Here is an 18,956-nt window from a genome sequence, read left to right as displayed (position 1 = left end):
TATCTTTCCACCTGGTTGACCGTTGGCCCTGACGCTTATGGGTTGACCATGGTGAAGCGTATGGCGGCCGCAACGTTACCGGGCTTAGTGCCAATATTGACGGTGGTAGTCGGGGTCACCGTGCAGATACGCGAGTCCTCTCCTGAGCAAAACTGCCGCGCACTGTCGGTGGCACCGTCGATGCCGTAAAGTATCCCGGCAGGTTTGTCCACCGTGGATAGGGTCAGAAGCACCGGGCTTCCCGTATTACCTGGGTCGTTGTCGTTAACCATGTTCACTGCGGTGGGCGTGGCCGCGTTCACCACCCCGGTCACGACCTCCGCAAAGACAGATGATGTGCGGCTGTAGCTGCAGGTAATGTTCAGGTTAAATGGAGCAATGGCCTGAGTTCCCAGATGCAGTACGCCGAGCGAGACCGTTTTGCTGTCTGTGCCATCGATATCCACCGTGCACGGCGGCGCCGTGAAGGTTGCCGTCACGGCGACGGTAGCGGTGTCGCTTACCGCATCAGCCGTCGGTATCATGGCCGCATACAGCATCGGCGCCGCCAGCAGCACGGTAGGTAACCTTCTGCTTTTCATTGGGTTTTTCTCTGTGCGGCGTTACTGGATGTCATAGTCTTGTGCTCCACCCCAGTCGTTGATTGCCTGCACTGTCAGGTGTCCGTCGCCGCGTAGCCCTGTGTCTGCTTCACTGAACGGCGGTAACTGGGCCAGCGCCTGGCGCTTCGCTTTCGGTATCGTTACCTCTTTACCGTTCAGCTTCAGGCCCGTGACCGCAAACCAGTAGGGTGTCGGGTTCTTCAGCCACAGCCCACTATCCCGGCGCTGCTTGATCAGCTTCTTCTCGGCATCTTTACGCCCATCTGTCAGGGCCTTAGGCCGATAAATCAATTTCACTCGGGTGTTCATCGCTATCGCAATGACACTGCCATCCACCTGTTGCGGCTTGGGGGGCAGTTCCTGGACGTTCAGCCAGAACAGTGATTCCCGGTCTGCGGGAAGGGCAGGGTTGACATTCATTAAGCGGACTACCTGCTTTCTCCCTGAATCCACCTTAAACACCGGCGGAGAGGGCACCATGAAAACGTCTGCTTGGCTCTGATTGGCGTTATCGACCCACACCTGGCCACCCCAGGTGCCCTTGGCGTTGTTGGTCACCTCCAGCGAGATGTTTTTCTTGCCTTCTTCATAAATGAAACGGGTACCGTTAAGGACAAAGGCTGCCATTGCCGGGGGCACCGCAGCGGTGGCCAGTAGCGCTAGCAGGGTGGTACTCAGTAATACTTTTCTTCTATTCACAACGAATCTCCTGAACTGTAATTGCCCCGCCTTTCAGATGGGAGGCGTCAAAACTGCATGTTTTTCCATCAGTTCGATTTACGGCGATAGTTTTCGGCGCGGACAGGAGATTCATCAGCAACACACCATTGTTTGTGATGAAACCGGCATCCAGCCCCTGCTCGGTGGTGGCGCTACCACCGGTCATAATGTTTCCCTGTGCATCACGCACGCGCAGGATGTAGCGCTGTACTTTCTGGTAATCAAACTCGCGATAGATAATGGCGCGCTCGGTCGGCACCACGTCGTACGACGTGTTTAGCAACTCAGCGCTGTCCGGTACGTTCTCCGGGTTAATACTGATCGTGGTCGGGTTATAGGCTGGCAGATACATCACCGTGCTGCCGCTGCTATTGGTTGGCAGGGATGTGCCGCCGAAGGTTACCCCTGGAATATCCTTAATTTTCAGTATGGCTACGGTCTCCGTTGATTCTTTCGTCAGCAGCAAACCGCTCTTGGCGGTAGCGATAGCCGAGCCTGACAGGTTGCCGGACAGCGTCGTGATGCTACGGTTTTGCGACACGGCCAGGTTGGTCTGTATACGTTCAAAGGCGTAGCTCGCAGAGGCACTTGCCGTGTTGTAGTGCTTCCCAGCCGTCCCGGCGCTCACGCTGTAGTTAAGACGATTATTCACCGTCGCCGAGGCGCTGGTGTTGAACGCGGTACCGTTGTAGCGGTTGTAACTCACGGTATTACTGGCGTAATAGCGGGTTCCCCTGAAGGAGAAGGGAATGCTTACTCCCAGCGAAGCCGTATAATCGTCCTGTGTGGACCAGGCATTACGTGACCAGTTGGTGTTCAGGAAAAGCGAGATATCCCCCAGCACGCTGGTACTTGCCGACAGGCTTACACCAAATGCATGCCGATCGCGGTTCCAGTAGGTTTGCTGCCAAAAGCTGCCGCTTAACCAGACGCTGTCGAACCGTTGGTTCACACGTGCTTCGTAGCGCGCTTTCTCTCGCCCGTCGAAATAAACATAACGGTATGCGGCATCCTGATTGTCCGTCAGATAGATTTTGCGGCGGTACTGCGCCTTCGGCTCCCAGTTCGCAAACTCGGTGTATCCCGGGCTCTGATAGCGATAGGTGAGCAGTTGAATATCCGTATTGTTGCTGAAACTTTTCGCGTACTTCAGGGTGGTGCTCACCCCTTGCCGCTGGGAGCCGTCATCGTACTTCGCCCGCGCGGTGTTCAGGTTGGCAGACAGGGCACCCCACTGGCCCAGCGGTTTGGTGAAGCCAAGACCCGTTGCCTGGTAATGGCTGTGCAGAAGCGTCGCCATGTTGAGCGTGCCTGATGGCAGGCCCCAGTCGAGACTGGCCAGTGCAAAGGTGCCGTTACCGGAGGAAAACGCATCCTCGATCCGGTTGCTGTCATTACGCTGCCCCACCGCAACGCTGTAGTTGTAATCCCCTGATCGCAGCAGGGAAGGCAGTGTCGCTACCGGGTATTCGGTGATGGTTTTGCGCCCGCTATCATTCTCAACGGTGACCACCAGGTTGCCGTTACTGACGGAGGTGATGTCATCCAACTTCCATGGCCCCGGTGGTACAACGCGGGAATAAATGGTGTATCCACCTTGCTTCACCGTAATACGCTCGGTGCCCGCTGCCACACCGGTAATAAGCGGAGCATATCCGCGGGTTTGCCAGGCACGCATGTTACTGTTGGAACGAACGGCCGCGCCGTAAAAGCTAAAGTCAGAGAACAGCTCTGTGCGGGTCTGTGAACGCCCCAACAGCAGATCCCCCTTGATCTTACCGATGGCCGTTGACAGGGTCAGATCGCTGGAGTTGACCTGGGTGCCCCAGGCATTTCGCGTGGCGTTAATATCGCCGGATAAGATCCAGCGCCCCACGTTCAGGCTGGTTTTCAGGCTGCCGAAGGCATTAAGGCTTCGATTACCACCGTAATCCGCACCGTCGTTTTGGATGTTCTTGTTAAAGTTGCCGTTGTAGGTGAAGCGCAGGCCGTTGATACCATAGTCCCAGCGGGTGGCATCGTTCTTCTCCAGCAACCAAGCCTGGGGAATGCCAAACTCCAACGTTTGGGCACCCAGATCAAAATTAATGCGGGTGTTTTCCTTACGGCCCAGCGCGTAGCAGCCGCGCACCTTATCAAAAGTTTTTGCATAGGCCTCGGGCCGGAAAAAGATGCTGGCGCTCTGCAGCCACTCGGGAGTAAGGCACAGATGATCGGCATTTTCATCATCAGTGCTCACTGTCAGCGCCATGCGGGCCGTGCGGGAGCCATTCAACATCACGTCAACGTAATACTGCCCTGCAGGGTATCTGACGCCGTCCTTCAGGATGGAAGGGACTTCTGTCATGCCTTGCATGAATGCGGTGTTGATTTCGGAGGCATATCCCAAGGAAGAGAAGATGCTCAGCGCAAGCAATGACAGTGCAGGATGTTGTATTTTGATGTTCACACTGACCAGCCTTCAGAGAAAAGAGAATGCGGTTGTCATGCAGAAACCTGAATCACCGTAATGGCCAGCCATCAATACCGGCTGGCCAACAGGCTTTTTAGTTGTAAGCCACAACGAAAGCGGCAACAGATCTGTAGTCACCCGCGATGGCACCGCCGTGCAAGGTGGCCTTGAACATCGCGCCCGTCGTCGTCAGCACGTCACCAGTAAAATCAGCGGAAAGGTTGGTGCTGTTGATCCCTTGATCTGGTGTGACACTGGCGTTGACCGTATCAATGGCCGCCCAGGCATCCGCAGCAACACCGGACTGGGCCTTAAGCCCATTGATATCAAACGCGCCATTCCAGCCGATGGTCGCCGTGCTGGCGGCCGTCAGGTTCTGGCAGCCGGTCTGGGTCATATCTGCCTTCAGCGCAAACGGCACGGCGATACCCGTGGCGTTGGTGCCCACTGTCCCCAGTTGCACCAAATTGTTCACGGTGCCGCCACCCACAATCGGCAAAATGTCACAGGTGGTGTCGGTGACTACGCCCAGAAACTGAACTTCGCCATTAGCTGCTACAGCGGAATAAGACGTAACAGCCAGAGCAAGAGCAGAAACGAACAGTAATTTTTTCATCTTGTTTCCTTATTAGTTAATAAATGACGATTAAAAGTATTGCGGTATTACATTTACTGACAGGTTCCTGATGCATAACCCGCATACCTTTTTTAACGAGGTTAGCTTTAATGAGTTAATTTCCTCTGGAATATAAAAAGCAGATTAAACACTAAAGCAACCCATACCTGTCACACGATGGCATCAGGTATAACTTCACTGATTTGGATAAAATGCAGCATGTACGGTATTCAGGAAATATTACAAGGCACCAGTAACCTGACCACTACCATTCTTTATTCTCTGCTTTTCGTTACAGCTTCTTTTCACTTTCATTGACGCTGTGTTTTTCAGAACGCACGGCAATGAAAAACCACCTATTCATAATGAGATTCTCTTTTTTGATACCCCCTATGAGATTCAGCCATTTTTATTTTTCAGGCCGTTTCACTTTCTGTCTGCGATGCAGTGTCATTCAGCGGCTCAGATGAATACATCAGCGCTATGGTTTTACTCACTGTTTGCATATGATGGTATTTCACTGAGAAATAACTCTGCGATACACCGTGTTTCTCACAGGCTTCCTGACGCGACAGACCATTAACCAGCACATCCTCAAGGGCGTTCCGCATATTTTTACCCCGGAGGGTGCAAACGGTGGCCAGAAGCAGGAAGTATCTTTGTGCCACTTTCCCCGGAATCAGCTCCGGAGGTAATTGGCTGTTATTGCGTAATGCGCACATATATCTGCCCTTAATAATCACGAAACATGTCTATTTTGATTCACTACCGGCCGTGCAACTTCTGATGCAATCTCTTTCAGGGACTGTCGCAGTGACGTCACAGACGTCACTGAAAGTTAGCGAAGGTATCAGCTCCATTGCAAAGTTGTTCAGCCCCAGACATTTTTTTATCGCCTGGCGATGGTAATAGATGACCTTGTGGCTTCGCCCGATTAACCTTCCGGCCTCTGTTGGCGTGTAGCCTTGGGCCAACAGGTCTATTGCAACAGCTCTCGCCTTAGAGGAAGTTATCACGCCGGCAAGCCGCTGGCGCAGCCACTGATTAAGCTCTATCAGAACCACCTCTGGTGATATTTCTGCCAGCGAGGCTCGCTGGCACCCAGCCCATTCCGAACCGGCAAATGCAATACCAACGTGTTCTGCGGCCGATATATTAGGGAAGCCCGCCAGCAAGGCACCGTACTCCTTCAGAATCAGATGCCCGAAATACTCCTGCATCATTCTATCTGAAAATAAAAAATAGCTTTGCGTTGCCATTAGTGGTAATGCGGGCCATTTTGCACGCAGATTAAAAACAAGGCTGAAATGACACCTCGGCGCACCATCAATAATGATTAAGTCCACGCTTTTGACAGAGAGGGTTTCGAATAAAGTTGCGATGTCACATATTCGTGTGACATAAACATCACAGCCTGTTTGTGGTTGACACAAATACTCCAGCGCGGTGCCGATAACTGTGTTTTTCGAGTATATGATAATGTTTTTAAATTTATCCTCTCTATCCATAATGCAGATCTTCCATTTGTGCTGACACAGGATGGATTCCCCTGCTTTGATTGCGGGCAATAGTAGTACCCTGTAAATAATCGCAAAAACAATATTTTTTAATCTTATCGATTCACTTTTCTTATGTGCGGAAAAAATACAAGTGAAAAAGTTGGTTTGATTTCAGATAATTGGCCTGGATGCCCCTCATTTACAATATAATTGTAAAACTGTAGAAACTCATATATTTAAATGTGTCACTTACAATTAAATCGTATTACAGTTTAATTGTAAAACACAATAAATACATGTGGTTATTGCACAGAGGTAATAACACAAGAAAAAACAGACAGAAGATAAACAATATCAATCAAACTGGGCTCGCTGGTAACAGTAAAAAACTAAAATCGTGCAGAGCCTTTACAAAATTCAGACTTTTTCTTAATAATCCTGTGCCCGTAGAAGCCTTTGGCCAGAATGATTGGGCCATGGGCTGTTCCAAGGATTAACGCACGCATGCTTTTGCGTCTATACCCAAAATAATTCGAGTTGCTTGCAGCGGCCCCGAAGGGGCGAGGCCCAATATGGGCCGAGTAACACAGCCAACACCCAAGCGAATTGCAGGCATCAGCAGTTCCTGAATATGACGGGCACCTAATTTGCGCAACCCAGCACGCTTGTAGTGGCTGACGGTCTTCACATTCAGCGACAGGCTCTTGGCAATCTCATGTACCTTGAGTTCTTTTATTAACTTCTGCAGGACGGTGCGTTCACGCCCGCTCAATAATTCCCCGCAGAAACACTCTCTGGCTGATAACATCGTTTTACCCTGCATCACCTGCCCAATGACCCGCTGCAGCGTCAGTACGGGTTGGGTGAAATCAATCAGCCCGACATAATTGTTCAAGCCGTTGAGGTATAAACGCAGCAGCGGGAGGCTGGTTGACCCGGGATTGATCAGCACCGGGCAGGAAGGGTGAGCGTGCCCTATCAATGTGGCCAAGCGTATCAGGCTATCGACCTTGTAGCTGTCTGTGGATATAACCACCAGGTCAACTTTGGCGTCCAGTGAACGCGACAGATGCCGTTGGCACTGCTCAATGTCTGCGGTGCTGAAAACTTGGGTATCCGGCTTCAGCAGTGTTTCTAGCCCTGCGCGGGTAAAATTACACTCACACAGAAGAACAACATTTTTCATTTCTTGCTCGCTCGTCAAGGGATGACATCACCGGTTGCCAAAGGGTTCTGTCTATTGTTTATTTACAGAGTACAAAGCACCGCCAACAACCTAAAAAGCATTACGCCTGGTCTGTTGATAACAAAGCGGAAGCGATAATAACGGCTCTATTTTTTATTATTAATGATGCCCACTGTTATGGTAATTAAACGCTTAAGAAAAGAGCCGGCAATAAAAAATTTCTCCTTGCCAAGGAAAAGCGTGCACCAATAATCAGCCACTAGTAACCATTCTGGTGCACATCATTATCTGATGCCGCAGGGTAACTTGGCCCACACATTTTAGCGTGTTTTTGAATTTTTAATGTCCTAAAACAGACCGGCATTAGAGACCTCTTTTCAACTTCAATGAACAGAATGATATAAAAGTAGGCTGGCAGCTACGTTGTGCATTGAAAGTATTACATCCGAACAGGCATTTCAATATGCTTTATTGAAATAAATGGTGAGAAAATAAAAAATCAATTTAATACAGATGGTTAAAATAAATATTGTTTTTATATAAATAAATATAAAATTTATTTTCAATAAAGGCATTGAAAATAATCAGGCCGTGTCGCTGTAAACCTGGCAGAGTATTTGTTGTCTTCATTCGCCATTGAATCGTAGAGTTATGTCATTACGTAATCAATTAAGCAAGCTGGCATGCTATGGGGTAAAACAAGAGGTTTATACCCGTCATACTTCAAGTTGCTTGGGTGTTGGCTGCCTTCGTTCACCCTGGTCACATAGTTTATCTATGCTCTCAGGGCTTCACTCAGTTGCCGCCTACAAGCAACTCGAATTATTTTGGGTATAGTGATAAATGTCCCCTTCCTTATCTGATCAAGTTAACCATTCTGGCCGTCTGTCAGGCACCGATAAGGTATTTTTGAACCGTGATAAACGGCATCTGCTTAACCCGTCGGTTTTCCAAAGAGCAGGCTAGCGTACCAACGCTTCAGATAACTCGCACCCAAGGCCACTGTATCTGAGCAAAACAGTAGCAGGGTTATTGTTTTCTGAGGCAATATAAGGCAATTGCGTAAAATAAATCAGGGAATGATGATGACACTCTATAAGATCAAGCCCGCCTTTCAGGCGCTGTTACGGCCATTGATGCATTGGCTGAACAAACGCCATGTGACGGCCAACCATATTACCCTGGCGGCCATGCTGCTGTCGTTTCTGACGGGGGGCTTGCTGGTGCTGTTCCCGCTGCCGGGCCTGTTTTATCTGCTGCCGATCGTCCTGTTCATTCGCATGGCGCTGAATGCGCTGGATGGCATGCTGGCCCGTGAGTGCAACCAGCAAAGCCGCCTCGGTGCCGTGCTCAACGAAATCGGTGATGTGCTCTCCGACGTTGCTCTGTATCTCCCCTTTATCTTTCTGCCGGGCAGTTACGCACCGCTGGTGCTGGCCATGCTGTTTTGCGCGGTGCTGACCGAGTTTTGCGGCATTCTGGCACAAACCATCAACGGTGTGCGCAATTACGCCGGGCCGCTGGGCAAAAGCGACCGGGCGCTGCTGTTTGGCACCTGGGGGTTAGTGCTGGCCATCTGGCCGCAGGCGGTGCAGTGGAACAACCTGCTGTGGGGAATAGCAACGCTATTGCTGATCTGGACGGTAGTGAACCGCTGCCGCAGTGCCTTGGTTGAGGAGCGCCAATAATGCTGTTGGAAAAATCGTTGGCCGTTATTTTCGCTCTGTTGCTGTTTGCTACGGTGGTAAACGGCCTGCTGGTCTGGCTGCGCCCGCAGAAAGACTGGCATGAACTGACGCTGCGTATCCGCACCTGGTGGGTGATCATCGTGCTGTTTTCGCTGGCGCTGATCAGCCCGCACTGGTTGGCGCTGACCTTTTTCGCGCTGGTCAGTTTTATAGCGCTGAAGGAGTTCCTGACGCTGGTTCCCTCCCGGCATTCCGATCGGATGCCGATGCTGTGGATGTTTATCGCCATCCCCATTAACTACTGGCTGATCGGTATTGGCTGGTACGGCATGTTTATCGTGTTTATTCCGGTGTACGTCTTTTTGTTCTTACCCGCGCGCATGGTGATTGCCGGCGATACGCAGGGCTTTCTGAGCACGGCGGCGCAACTGCACTGGAGCCTGATGACCACCGTTTTTGCCTTCAGCCACGTGGCGTGCCTGCTGGTGCTGCCCGCCGACGGCCTGCAAACCGGGGCGCTGCTGGTGCTGTTTCTGGTTGGCCTGACCGAGTTTAACGATATTGCCCAGTATCTGTGGGGCAAATCGCTGGGGCGGGTTAAGGTGACGCCGAAGGTCAGCCCGAATAAAACCCTGGCGGGCCTGCTGGGCGGCATCGGCAGCACCGCGCTGGCGGCGCTGCTGTTTGGCCCGCTGCTCACGCCGTTAAGCGGGTATATGGCGCTGTTGGCCGGGCTGATCATTGGCGTGACTGGGTTCTGCGGCGATATTGTGATGTCGGCGATCAAGCGCGATATCGGCATAAAAGACAGCGGCACGCTGCTGCCGGGCCATGGCGGGATTCTCGATCGCCTGGACTCGTTGATCTTCACCGCCCCGGTTTTCTTCCACTTTATCCGCTACTTCTATTACTGACGCCATGATGAAAAAATTCCTCAGAACGCTGTTTTCGCTGTGTATCGTCTGGCCGGTGATCTGGCTGTGGCTTGGGCTGCGGGTAAAGCACCGGGAACGGCTGCCGCAACAGGGCCCGGCGATCGTGGTGGCGAATCATAACAGCCATATGGATGTATTCGTGCTGCTGTCGCTGTTCTCGGTTGGCCAGCAGCACAGGGTGCATCCGGTTGCGGCTGCCGACTATTTTCTGCGCAATAAATGGATGGCGTGGTTTTCGCTCAATATTCTCAACATTATTCCGGTTGCGCGTCAGGGGGGCGAGGCTAATCCGCTGGCGCTGTGCGAACAGGCGCTGCGTGATAACAAGATCCTGATCCTGTTCCCGGAAGGTACGCGCGGCGAGCCGGGGAAACTGGCACCGCTGAAGTCGGGGCTGTGGTATCTCAGCCAGAACCTGCCGGAGGTGCCGATTATCCCCGTTTGGCTGAAAGGCACCGAGCAGGTGATGGCGAAGGGTAACCGTATCCCACTGCCGCTGTTTATTGATGCCAACGTCGGGGAAGCGCTGTATTTCCACCCCGATAAAAATCAGTTTAAGGACGCGCTGTTGCAGCGTTTACTCGAGCTCCGCCCAGAGACAAAAGGAAATGAATCCCATGGCCAATAGCCGCACGCCAGACGAAAAAAGCTTTCTGACCAGCGACAACACGGAACTGTTTTACCGCCACTGGCCAGCGCTCGAGAGCGGCGCAAGCCGTAAGGTTATTGTCTTATTCCATCGTGGCCATGAGCACTCCGGGCGCTTGCAACATATCGTTGATGAGCTGGCGATGCCGGATACCGCGTTTTACGCCTGGGATGCGCGCGGCCACGGGCGCTCACCGGGCCAGCGTGGCCATAGCCCCTCGCTGGCGCGTTCAGTGCAGGATGTGGATGAGTTTGTCCGCTTTGCCGCCGCCGACAGTCAGGCGGCATTGGAAGAGGTGATCGTAGTCGCGCAGAGCGTGGGCGCGGTGCTGGCGGCCACCTGGGCGCATGACTATGCGCCGGCGATCCGCGGCCTGGTGCTGGCGTCGCCCGCCTTTAAGGTCAAACTGTATGTGCCGTTTGCTCGCTCTGGCTTGGCGCTGCTGCACCGTTTGCGCGGGCTGTTTTTCGTCAACTCTTACGTCAAGGGCAAATACCTGACGCACGATCCTGAGCGGGTAGCGAGTTTTAATCATGATCCGCTGATTACCCGGCCGATAGCCGTCAATATTCTGCTCGATCTTTACCGCACTGCGAAACGGATCGTCAGCGACGCGGCGGCGATCACGCTGCCGACGCAGTTGCTGGTTTCTGGTGAAGACTACGTGGTTCATCGCAAACCGCAGTTGGATTTCTATCAGCGCCTGCGCAGCCCGTTAAAAGAGCTGCATGTGCTGCCCGGCTTTTATCACGACACCCTTGGCGAGCGCGATCGTCAGCTCGCGTTTGACAAAATGCGTGCGTTTATCGACACGCTGTACGCGATGCCACCGCAGCGCTTCGATTACCAAAATGAAGATCGCTGGAGCCCCGGTGCAGACCACTGGCGCATGCTGAGCGGCGGCCCGGCCCCTTATTCCCTTGATGATGTGGCCTATCGCGCCCTGCGTTACGGCATGAAAATACTCGGCACCCAGTCAACCGGTGTGAAGCTGGGGGTTGAGACCGGTTTTGATTCTGGCAGCACGCTGGATTACGTTTATCGCAACCAGCCGCACGGCAGCAATTGGCTGGGGCGGCAGATTGATAAAAACTACCTCAATAGCGTGGGATGGCAGGGTATTCGCCAGCGCAAAGTTCACCTGCAGCAGTTGATCCAGCAGGCGGTGGCGCAACTGGCGGCGCAGGGCAGGCCGGTGCGGGTGGTGGACGTTGCCGCCGGGCATGGCCGCTATGTGCTGGACGCGCTAGCGGGTGAAACGGCGGTCAGCGAGATTTTACTGCGTGATTACAGCGAACTGAACGTGGCCAAAGGGCAGGCAATGATCGCTGAGCGCGGCATGGCGGAGCAAGCGCGCTTTGAGCGTGGCGATGCCTTTAACCGCGCTGAACTGGCGGCACTCGCACCGCGCCCGACGCTGGGCATCGTTTCCGGCCTGTATGAACTGTTCCCAGAAAATGCAGTGGTGCGTAACTCGTTGGCCGGGCTGGCCGATGCCATCGAACCGGGCGGGATCCTGATCTATACCGGGCAACCCTGGCATCCACAGTTGAAAACCATCGCCTGGTCGCTCACCAGCCATAAAGACGGCAAAGCCTGGGTGATGCGCGTGCGCACCCAGGGCGAAATGGATGCGCTGGTGCGGGAAGCCGGTTTCGATAAATGCACCCAGCTTATTGATGAGTGGGGGATTTTTACCGTTTCGCTGGCGGTACGTCGCCCTTCATGAGCATTTCAGTAACGCGCCGTAAGCTGCTGATACAAGGCGTTGGCTGGCTGCTTCTGCTGGCCCCGTTTTTCTTCCTCACCTATGGCCAGGTGAACCAGTTCACTGCGGGCAGAGAGGGCGTAGGCAGCGTGGTGTTTGCCTGGGAGCGACATATTCCTTTTATGCCGCTGACCATTATTCCCTACTGGAGCCTGGATTTGCTGTATGGCCTGTCGCTGTTCGTCTGTCTCTCGCTCAGCGAACAGCGCCGCCTGGTGTGCTGGCTGGCGTTGGCTTCCGTGGTGGCCTGCGTCGGTTTTTTGCTGTTTCCGTTGCGCTTCAGCTTTGTCCGGCCAGCCGTTTCCGGCTTTTCCGGCTGGCTGTTCGGGCAACTGGAGCAGTTTGATTTACCCTATAATCAGGCACCTTCGCTGCATATTATGCTTTGCTGGCTGCTGTGGCGGCATTTCAGCCGCCACTTGACCGGCCACTGGCGGCGATTATGTGCCGCGTGGTTTCTGCTGATCGCCGTTTCGGTGCTGACCACTTGGCAGCACCATTTCGTTGATATGATCGCCGGGCTGGTGGCCGGAATGCTGATTGACTGGTTGGTGCCGGAGCAGGGGGGCTGGCGCTGGCAGCGCCCGGACGCTGCCCGTAGAAGGCTGGCCGGGCGCTATCTATCTGGTGCGCTGATCTGCTCGGTAGTCGGCTGGTTTTTCCACTGGCTATGGTGGCCCGCGCTGGCGTTGTTGATTGTTACCTTAGCTTATGCCGGGCTGGGCGTTGCTGCGCTGCAGAAAGATCGGCAAGGGAAACTGTCGCCCGCCGCCTATTGGCTGCTGCTGCCCTGGCGGCTGGGAATGTTGATTTCCCGGTTACGCTACACGCGCCGTTTACCCGCGATCAGCCCACTGACCGAGGGCGTTTTCCTTGGTTTTTATCCCGGTAGCCTGCCCGCACAGCAGGCGGTGCTGGATGTGACCAGCGAGTTTCCCAGGGCGCGCCACTTAGCGGGCGTGGCTTACCACTGCGTGCCGATGCTGGATCTGGTGTGCCCAGATGACACGCAACTGCGGCAGGCGGTAACGGCGCTGGAGCAACTGCGGCAATCGCAGGGGACGGTGCTGGTTCATTGTGCGCTGGGGCTGTCGCGCAGCGCGATGGTTGCCGCAGCCTGGTTGTTAGAGCAACAGCCAGCGCTGACGGTGGCTCAGGCGGTGGCATCTATTCGCGAGAAACGGCCGCAGGTCGTTTTCACCTCTCAACATCTGGAGCGGCTGGAACAATGGCGAACCAACAGGATGGTATAAACAAACAGAGTACCTTGCAGGCGGCGTTGCTTGAGCGAAGCTTGGCCAGCTGGCATTTTTTACTGCTGATGACCGCGCCACCGCTGCTGTGGGTGATTTTTGCCGCATCGCCAGGCGCGCCGCGAGCGGTGATTGCGCTGCTGAGCGGCACGATTGCTTACGGTTGCTGGCGGCTGTGGCTGGATGCGGGTTATTTTGCGCGCTTCAGCGAGGCAGACAATCAGCGGGCGGGAGACGCATTGGCGTTGATCTGGCAGCGGGAAAAGCTGGCGCGCTTATCATTTACCGAACGGCAACAGGGCGCAGTACGTCAACTCAAGCGTACGATCCTGATAACCGCCTTGCTGTGGATGCTTTGGCCGTTGGCCTTAATGCTGTAGCAGGGCACACCGCTTAACTGGATAAATATTTTAAATAAATTTCCATATATATTAATATGTTAATTGCTCTGGCGCTGGCTTTTTCCCCAGGCCCGGTAGCAATATGGCGATTTACTCAAAGAAAGCTAGAGCAGCAGTGTTCAGCGATATTGTGCTTTGCCATCACGTAACATTTATTTTTTCACCTTATTGTCAACAGAATTTATTTCATCTTTTGATTTTTCGCTGCACACATCGATATTCTTAATCAAATTTAATTTTTTATTGATAATGTCATCAAGAATTGCCATCTTGTTTTTCGAAACAATTTGACATATATCGCTAAAAATAAATAAAAAACGATCTATATGGGCTTTTATTTTACTTAAATCGACTTATGTGTTGGTTTTTTTGTTTCTTTATAGATTTTAGATCTGAAATTTTGATGTTTGACAGATTATAAAATTGAAATATATCCTTGAAACGGTTCTGGCCTGATGATTTTCGATAGCCTGATGTTGTTGCACAGAGAGTTTATCCTCTACAGGTTTAATAAAGGAGTCTAATATGCGCTTTTTAAAAGCTTTATTTCTCATAGCCGGATTGCTGCCAGTGTTATCATCGGGAGCTGCGATAGGAGAAAATTTTGAAATTTTTAATGACTGTAGCCCCTCTTGTATAATTTCACCCAAGCCCGGTGTGAAAGTGAATACGTCATTACCCTTGCGGATATCTCCGTCACCACAAGATGAAGGGCTACTCTATTATTCAATGTTTATTCAGGATCGTTTTAATACCAGCAGTGTGAACGATATAGCAACCATAGAGGTGGGGAACTTTGCCAAGATAAAGGCAAATGCAGCTTACAGCGAAAAGACCCCTCTGGGTACAATAGATATTGAGCTGGTCACCGCCAGTGGAGTAAAAAAGTTCACCCACAAACGGCGTAGTGAGTGGTTCACTTTAAATTGGACAGTTCCTGTCGGCGAAGAGTCGCCGACGAGTATTAAATTATTTATTAACCAAATTGACGATCTGAGAAGGATTATTGAGCCTCCGATTATATACAGTATTGAACTCGATAATGAGAGCTTAGCAAACTGGCCACGGACCGGGAAAATGGCGTTCAGTGTTGCTAATCCGTCTCAGGATATTGTTATATCTTGGCCTAGTGTGAGATATGGCGATGCTCCTATGCAGCATCATCGACAGAAACGTTGGAGCGAATGGCATACGGGGTTATTGCTATGCTGGGCTCAACCATTTAATGCCATTTATAATTACGTTACCCAGAATAGATGTGAACTCAGCAATACTTGGGAAGGTGCACTGTATAAACTTGTCGCAGGTACTCCTCAGACGACAACCATGGGAACGATGAACAGTACTCCTATCGAGCATCGTATACATTTCAGTAAGGATAATGCGCTGGGAGCCCTTGCTGCACATAGAGTATGCGGGATCTCTCTGGAGTCTCTTGCTCGCAGCCGTCAACCCAGAGGCTGGGAAGAGCTTTCGGCATGTGGCTTTCGGGTTGAAAACATAGTCAGTCTATATATAGCGACCAGGCTGTCTTTTGCTAACTTCAGGTCGGTTGTGGATGATCTGTTAAATGGTCGCGTAGTCGAGTCCCAGGAGCCAGAGGCGGTAGAACTTCTGAGAAGTGAGGTGCGTGAATCTCCAGGATTAGTTTTAGAGGGGCTGGCAGATGCGGAGGCGCGTTTAAATAATTATCGTGCTAATAACCCAGGCAGTAGTGCCGAGGATGCTCAGACTGCCGATGTATTATCGCTCACGTGCCCTGCGGATAGGGAACCCTGTGATGCGCCTAGTACCAGCGGCGTGCTTGTTAACCAAGAGTATCCACCAGGTGAAATGTTCTTGGCCGAGGGTGAGCCTGTTGAGTTCACTCCAAACGGCACTCTTCACTGGAATGAGAACCGTCTGCTAGCCACTCATCAACGGCTACTGGATCAGGGCTTTGTTTTTGCGGGTTTCCATGGCACATCGCCTGAAGCCGCCAATGGTATCGTACGCGGTGGTATTCAGCATCGCGAGCAAGAAAGCCTGCTTCCTTTTTGGCCTGGATTTTATGTTTCCGGCGATCCTAGCGTTGCGCATGGCTATGCTCTCACTGCGAACGGCAGAGGCCGAGGCACCATGTTGCGCGTATATGTCCCTAGAGCCTCACTCTCCAGACTATTCCGTATAGCCCTACCATTGGATGATCCGCAAGCCGTCAGTCGAATTGGCAATTTAATAGGCCGCCCGTTGCCATTGGATTATGACTCGATTACGGGGCCGCAAACTGAAGGTGAACCTGATGAAACCATCTTGGGGTGGCGCCTTGCACTGCATGCGATAGCTATTCCTTCGATGATCTTGGGAAATGATGGCATGGGCGGGGATCCTAGCATGCCTGATTATGAAGCTAATATCAGTGAGTTACCAAACTATGTAACCGAATCCAAACAGGAGTTGTGATACCGAATGTGGTGCTAAAGATATGAGTGCCATATTCCCTGTCTTCCCTTTCTCTGAGCCGGATGCGCACCTTTCAGCGCACCCGGCCTTCTGTTTAAACGCTGAGGAATGCTTAGCTACTTCGCGCCTGCCATCCAGAACCTTCACTGACAATAGTGCGCCAGGCTGAAGCAAGCCGTTTATTCTGTGAGCTAAATTATACTTTTGCTAAAAGCCTCTTTATTTAGTGAGATAGAGAGAAAAACTTGAACTCTGTCGCGAAAAAAACATACCAATATGATTTAATGAAATGATGTTTTATTATTTTTGGTATATTGTTTTTTCTTTTGATTTTCTAAGGGTGGGTGCATAAGGAAATGGGGTGTCAATGAGGTTTCTCTGATGAGCTCATCCTCTGTAACTTGAGGTTGAGCATGTAAGCCGCTTTATTTTCATGATGCGATAATATTTCGTAGGGTGTTTTATTGTATTTAAAAATGCCCTGATGTTGCTGTGCCGTTAATTCGATTTTTAACCTTTTCCTGAATCAGCCTGGATTACGGCCAGAGCCCAAATAACGTGAATTGCCAGGGGTGTTACGGGTTCGTGGTTTGAAAGCTCGCTGAAAAGGAACTGGGTGCATTGCATTAATCATACAGGAGGTTGCATGTTTTATTCTTTACCCAAAATTCGTCTGACGCTGGGTGCCATTGTGGTGCTGAGCGGCCTGATGGTGGGATGCGATAACGCATCGAACAGTAATAACAGCTTGGGCAGCGATAACACTTCGGGCAGCAACAATGCGTCGGGCGGTGATAACACCTCGGGTGGCAATAATACCTCCGGAGGGGATAATAACTCGGGCGGTAATGCGGGCGAAAATACCCTGGTGGATCGTTCCGCCGCACCACAAAAGGTTCAGGTTCCGACACTGGCCTATGATGAAAGCAGCGTGGTGTTGGTCTGGGAAGAGCCTGAGCAGTACAGCGAGATCAAAGATTATAACGTTTACATGAACGGTCAACTGATTGGCAACGCTAATGCCAATCACGATCTGCACTCGCCGGCAAAGCCTTACATCGATAATTTTTATCAGAACATCGACAGCGATAATTGGCACACGAAAATTGGCCTGCATAACTTTACGGTGACCGGGCTAGCGCCAGCCACGGAGTACAGCTTCACCGTCCGTGCCGTTTATGCTGACGGTAAAGAGTCGGTAGACAGCGAAACCGTGAAACAGAAAACCACAGCCAAACCCTATCTGATTGATGTGAAAACCTTTGGTGCTAAAGGCGATGGCGTGACGCTGGATACTGCCGCGATCCAGAGTGCTATCGATAGCTGTACGCTGGAACGCTATTCTCAGGGCTGCAAAGTGCAGCTCAGCGAAGGAACGTATAAATCTGGTGCGTTGTTCCTGCATAGCAATATGACCTTTGAGGTGGCGGAGAATGCCGTGCTGCTGGGTTCCGCCGATGCGGCTGACTACCCGCTGGACAAGGGGTATACCCTGTATCCTTATACCGTTCCGGCACCGATGCCCAAGCGCCCGCCTTCATTGCTGAACGTACTGGAAGCGAACGATCAGGGCAGCACTCATGCGGGGACTTTTGAAAATATCCGTATCGTGGGTAAAGGCACCATTGATGGCAATGGCTGGACGCGCGGCATCAGCGCGGGTGGTGTGGATGAGATCACCGATGAAGCGGGCAATACATTACCGCAGTACCGCGCCAGTAAAGAAGACAAGGTTAACAATGACGGTATTCTAGCAAAGGCTCAGGTTGCCGTTGCTGTGGGTGAAGGCATGTCGCTGACGGAAGCGTACAAGAACCGTCGTTCCAGCCTGATGACCCTGCGTGGGGTGCGTAATCTGTACGTTGATGGCTTGACTATCCTCAACCCGGCGTTCCACGGTGTGATGGTGTTGGAATCAGAAAACGTGGTGATGAATGCCCTGTCGCACACCACGTTTGATGCCAACAACGCCGACGGCATCGAGTTTGGTAACAGCCAGAACGTGATGGTATTTAATAACTTCTTTGATACCGGCGATGACTGCGTCAACTTTGCTGCCGGCTTTGGCGCGGGCGTTCAGGAGTTTGGCCAGAAAGCGCAAAGCGGTGCCTGGATCTTCAATAACTACTTCCGCAACGGCCACGGCGCGGTGGTGGCAGGGAGCCATACTGGAGCCTGGATCGAGAAGATCCGCGCAGAAGATAACGTGATGTACCTCACCTTTGTCGGCCTGCGCATGAAGAGCCGCCCATACTATGGCGGCGGCGCGCGTGATGTGCTGTTCCGCGATAACGCAATGGTGGCGATTAACGAACAACCGTTTGTTTTCACCATTAAATACGCTTCTGATGTCAATGATACGGTGCCTGCCAGCGAGCCTGCGCAGTTCCGCGATGTGACGGTGAAGAACGTGACGATTGACGGCACCAGCAAGAAGAACAGTATCCTGGTCGATGGCATGACGGTGGCCGAGATGGAGAGCGCCTACGGCTTTGCCTTTGAGCGTGATGCATTCCACCGTGGGCTGCATTTCGACAACGTGAAGTTTAAGAATACCAAAGCCACGGATATTTCATTCCTGAGAGACAGCCAGTTCAATCAGGTGATATTCGAAAACGTGCCAGCGGCATGGAAATTTATGCAGGTACAGGATATCACCCTGAAGGATAGCGTTAACGATGATGTGGTTAGCGTTTCAGGGGCTGGTGTTATGACATTGGAAGCGGCGACCGAATAGTGAGCTAT

The 18,956-nt window shown here is 52.1% G+C and carries 15 protein-coding genes; 8 read left to right on the top strand and 7 right to left on the bottom strand.

Annotated features, from left to right (window positions below):
* Positions 1-35: 35 nt before the first annotated feature.
* From WG891_RS14515 to WG891_RS14485, 7 genes are all read right to left on the bottom strand, one after another.
* Positions 36-581, bottom strand: a complete 546-nt coding sequence (locus WG891_RS14515; protein ID WP_337263397.1) for a hypothetical protein — start codon at positions 579-581, stop codon at positions 36-38.
* Between the two features lie 21 nt (positions 582-602).
* Positions 603-1,301 carry a fimbrial chaperone gene (locus WG891_RS14510; RefSeq protein WP_337263398.1) on the bottom strand — a complete coding sequence of 233 codons (699 nt, stop codon included), beginning with the start codon at positions 1,299-1,301 and terminating at the stop codon, positions 603-605.
* Entirely contained in the window at positions 1,294-3,771 is a 2,478-nt protein-coding gene (pefC, locus tag WG891_RS14505; protein WP_337263399.1) for a PefC/AfrB family outer membrane usher protein, read from the bottom strand. Before pefC ends, WG891_RS14510 begins: the two co-directional genes overlap by 8 nt.
* Positions 3,772-3,868: 97 nt before the next feature.
* A complete protein-coding gene (locus tag WG891_RS14500; RefSeq protein ID WP_156292504.1) occupies positions 3,869-4,390 on the bottom strand; it encodes a fimbrial protein in 522 nt (173 codons plus the stop codon).
* 416 nt (positions 4,391-4,806) lie between these two features.
* Positions 4,807-5,112: a PapB/FocB family fimbrial expression transcriptional regulator gene (locus WG891_RS14495; RefSeq protein WP_337263400.1), complete on the bottom strand. Its 306-nt coding sequence runs from the start codon at positions 5,110-5,112 to the stop codon at positions 4,807-4,809.
* Between the two features lie 30 nt (positions 5,113-5,142).
* Positions 5,143-5,898 carry a hypothetical protein gene (locus tag WG891_RS14490; protein WP_337263401.1) on the bottom strand — a complete coding sequence of 252 codons (756 nt, stop codon included), beginning with the start codon at positions 5,896-5,898 and terminating at the stop codon, positions 5,143-5,145.
* A gap of 484 nt (positions 5,899-6,382) precedes the next feature.
* Complete coding sequence (locus WG891_RS14485; RefSeq protein ID WP_337263402.1) at positions 6,383-7,075, bottom strand: response regulator transcription factor; 693 nt, start codon at positions 7,073-7,075, stop codon at positions 6,383-6,385.
* Between the two features lie 1,085 nt (positions 7,076-8,160).
* Here WG891_RS14485 and WG891_RS14480 point away from each other — a divergent pair.
* From WG891_RS14480 to WG891_RS14445, 8 genes are all read left to right on the top strand, one after another.
* Positions 8,161-8,763, top strand: coding sequence for a CDP-alcohol phosphatidyltransferase family protein (locus tag WG891_RS14480; protein ID WP_076940704.1), 603 nt, complete (start codon positions 8,161-8,163; stop codon positions 8,761-8,763).
* Positions 8,763-9,677 carry a phosphatidate cytidylyltransferase gene (locus tag WG891_RS14475; RefSeq protein ID WP_197091725.1) on the top strand — a complete coding sequence of 305 codons (915 nt, stop codon included), beginning with the start codon at positions 8,763-8,765 and terminating at the stop codon, positions 9,675-9,677. The genes WG891_RS14480 and WG891_RS14475 overlap by 1 nt, the downstream gene beginning before the upstream one ends.
* 4 nt (positions 9,678-9,681) lie before the next feature.
* Positions 9,682-10,326: a lysophospholipid acyltransferase family protein gene (locus WG891_RS14470; RefSeq protein ID WP_156292508.1), complete on the top strand. Its 645-nt coding sequence runs from the start codon at positions 9,682-9,684 to the stop codon at positions 10,324-10,326.
* Complete coding sequence (locus WG891_RS14465; RefSeq protein WP_337263403.1) at positions 10,316-12,076, top strand: bifunctional alpha/beta hydrolase/class I SAM-dependent methyltransferase; 1,761 nt, start codon at positions 10,316-10,318, stop codon at positions 12,074-12,076. Before WG891_RS14470 ends, WG891_RS14465 begins: the two co-directional genes overlap by 11 nt.
* A complete protein-coding gene (locus WG891_RS14460) occupies positions 12,073-13,368 on the top strand; it encodes a phosphatase PAP2/dual specificity phosphatase family protein (RefSeq protein ID WP_337263404.1) in 1,296 nt (431 codons plus the stop codon). Before WG891_RS14465 ends, WG891_RS14460 begins: the two co-directional genes overlap by 4 nt.
* Positions 13,344-13,748, top strand: a complete 405-nt coding sequence (locus tag WG891_RS14455; RefSeq protein WP_337263405.1) for a hypothetical protein — start codon at positions 13,344-13,346, stop codon at positions 13,746-13,748. Before WG891_RS14460 ends, WG891_RS14455 begins: the two co-directional genes overlap by 25 nt.
* A gap of 546 nt (positions 13,749-14,294) precedes the next feature.
* Entirely contained in the window at positions 14,295-16,211 is a 1,917-nt protein-coding gene (locus tag WG891_RS14450; RefSeq protein WP_337263406.1) for an exotoxin A binding domain-containing protein, read from the top strand.
* Positions 16,212-16,857: 646 nt separating this feature from the next.
* Positions 16,858-18,948 (top strand): glycosyl hydrolase family 28 protein, encoded by a 2,091-nt coding sequence (locus tag WG891_RS14445; RefSeq protein ID WP_337263407.1) that lies wholly within the window; start codon positions 16,858-16,860, stop codon positions 18,946-18,948.
* Positions 18,949-18,956: the final 8 nt, after the last annotated feature.

The organism is Serratia sp. MMO-28 (genome assembly GCF_037199905.1).
In the GTDB taxonomy this organism is placed as follows: domain Bacteria; phylum Pseudomonadota; class Gammaproteobacteria; order Enterobacterales; family Enterobacteriaceae; genus Chania; species Chania oryzae.
Note: the sequence above shows the minus strand (reverse complement) of the source record. Positions and strands in the feature narration are given on the sequence as shown.

Excerpts from the sequence above, each read along its gene's own strand:
- WG891_RS14495 (WP_337263400.1), bottom strand. The coding sequence starts at position 5,112 with ATGTGCGCATTACGCAATAACAGCCAATTACCTCCGGAGCTGATTCCG.
- WG891_RS14515 (WP_337263397.1), bottom strand. The coding sequence starts at position 581 with ATGAAAAGCAGAAGGTTACCTACCGTGCTGCTGGCGGCGCCGATGCTG.
- WG891_RS14445 (WP_337263407.1), top strand. The coding sequence starts at position 16,858 with ATGTTTTATTCTTTACCCAAAATTCGTCTGACGCTGGGTGCCATTGTG.
- WG891_RS14475 (WP_197091725.1), top strand. The coding sequence starts at position 8,763 with ATGCTGTTGGAAAAATCGTTGGCCGTTATTTTCGCTCTGTTGCTGTTT.
- WG891_RS14470 (WP_156292508.1), top strand. The coding sequence starts at position 9,682 with ATGATGAAAAAATTCCTCAGAACGCTGTTTTCGCTGTGTATCGTCTGG.
- WG891_RS14480 (WP_076940704.1), top strand. The coding sequence starts at position 8,161 with ATGACACTCTATAAGATCAAGCCCGCCTTTCAGGCGCTGTTACGGCCA.
- WG891_RS14455 (WP_337263405.1), top strand. The coding sequence starts at position 13,344 with ATGGCGAACCAACAGGATGGTATAAACAAACAGAGTACCTTGCAGGCG.
- WG891_RS14465 (WP_337263403.1), top strand. The coding sequence starts at position 10,316 with ATGGCCAATAGCCGCACGCCAGACGAAAAAAGCTTTCTGACCAGCGAC.
- WG891_RS14485 (WP_337263402.1), bottom strand. The coding sequence starts at position 7,075 with ATGAAAAATGTTGTTCTTCTGTGTGAGTGTAATTTTACCCGCGCAGGG.
- WG891_RS14490 (WP_337263401.1), bottom strand. The coding sequence starts at position 5,898 with ATGGATAGAGAGGATAAATTTAAAAACATTATCATATACTCGAAAAAC.
- WG891_RS14460 (WP_337263404.1), top strand. The coding sequence starts at position 12,073 with ATGAGCATTTCAGTAACGCGCCGTAAGCTGCTGATACAAGGCGTTGGC.
- WG891_RS14450 (WP_337263406.1), top strand. The coding sequence starts at position 14,295 with ATGCGCTTTTTAAAAGCTTTATTTCTCATAGCCGGATTGCTGCCAGTG.
- WG891_RS14500 (WP_156292504.1), bottom strand. The coding sequence starts at position 4,390 with ATGAAAAAATTACTGTTCGTTTCTGCTCTTGCTCTGGCTGTTACGTCT.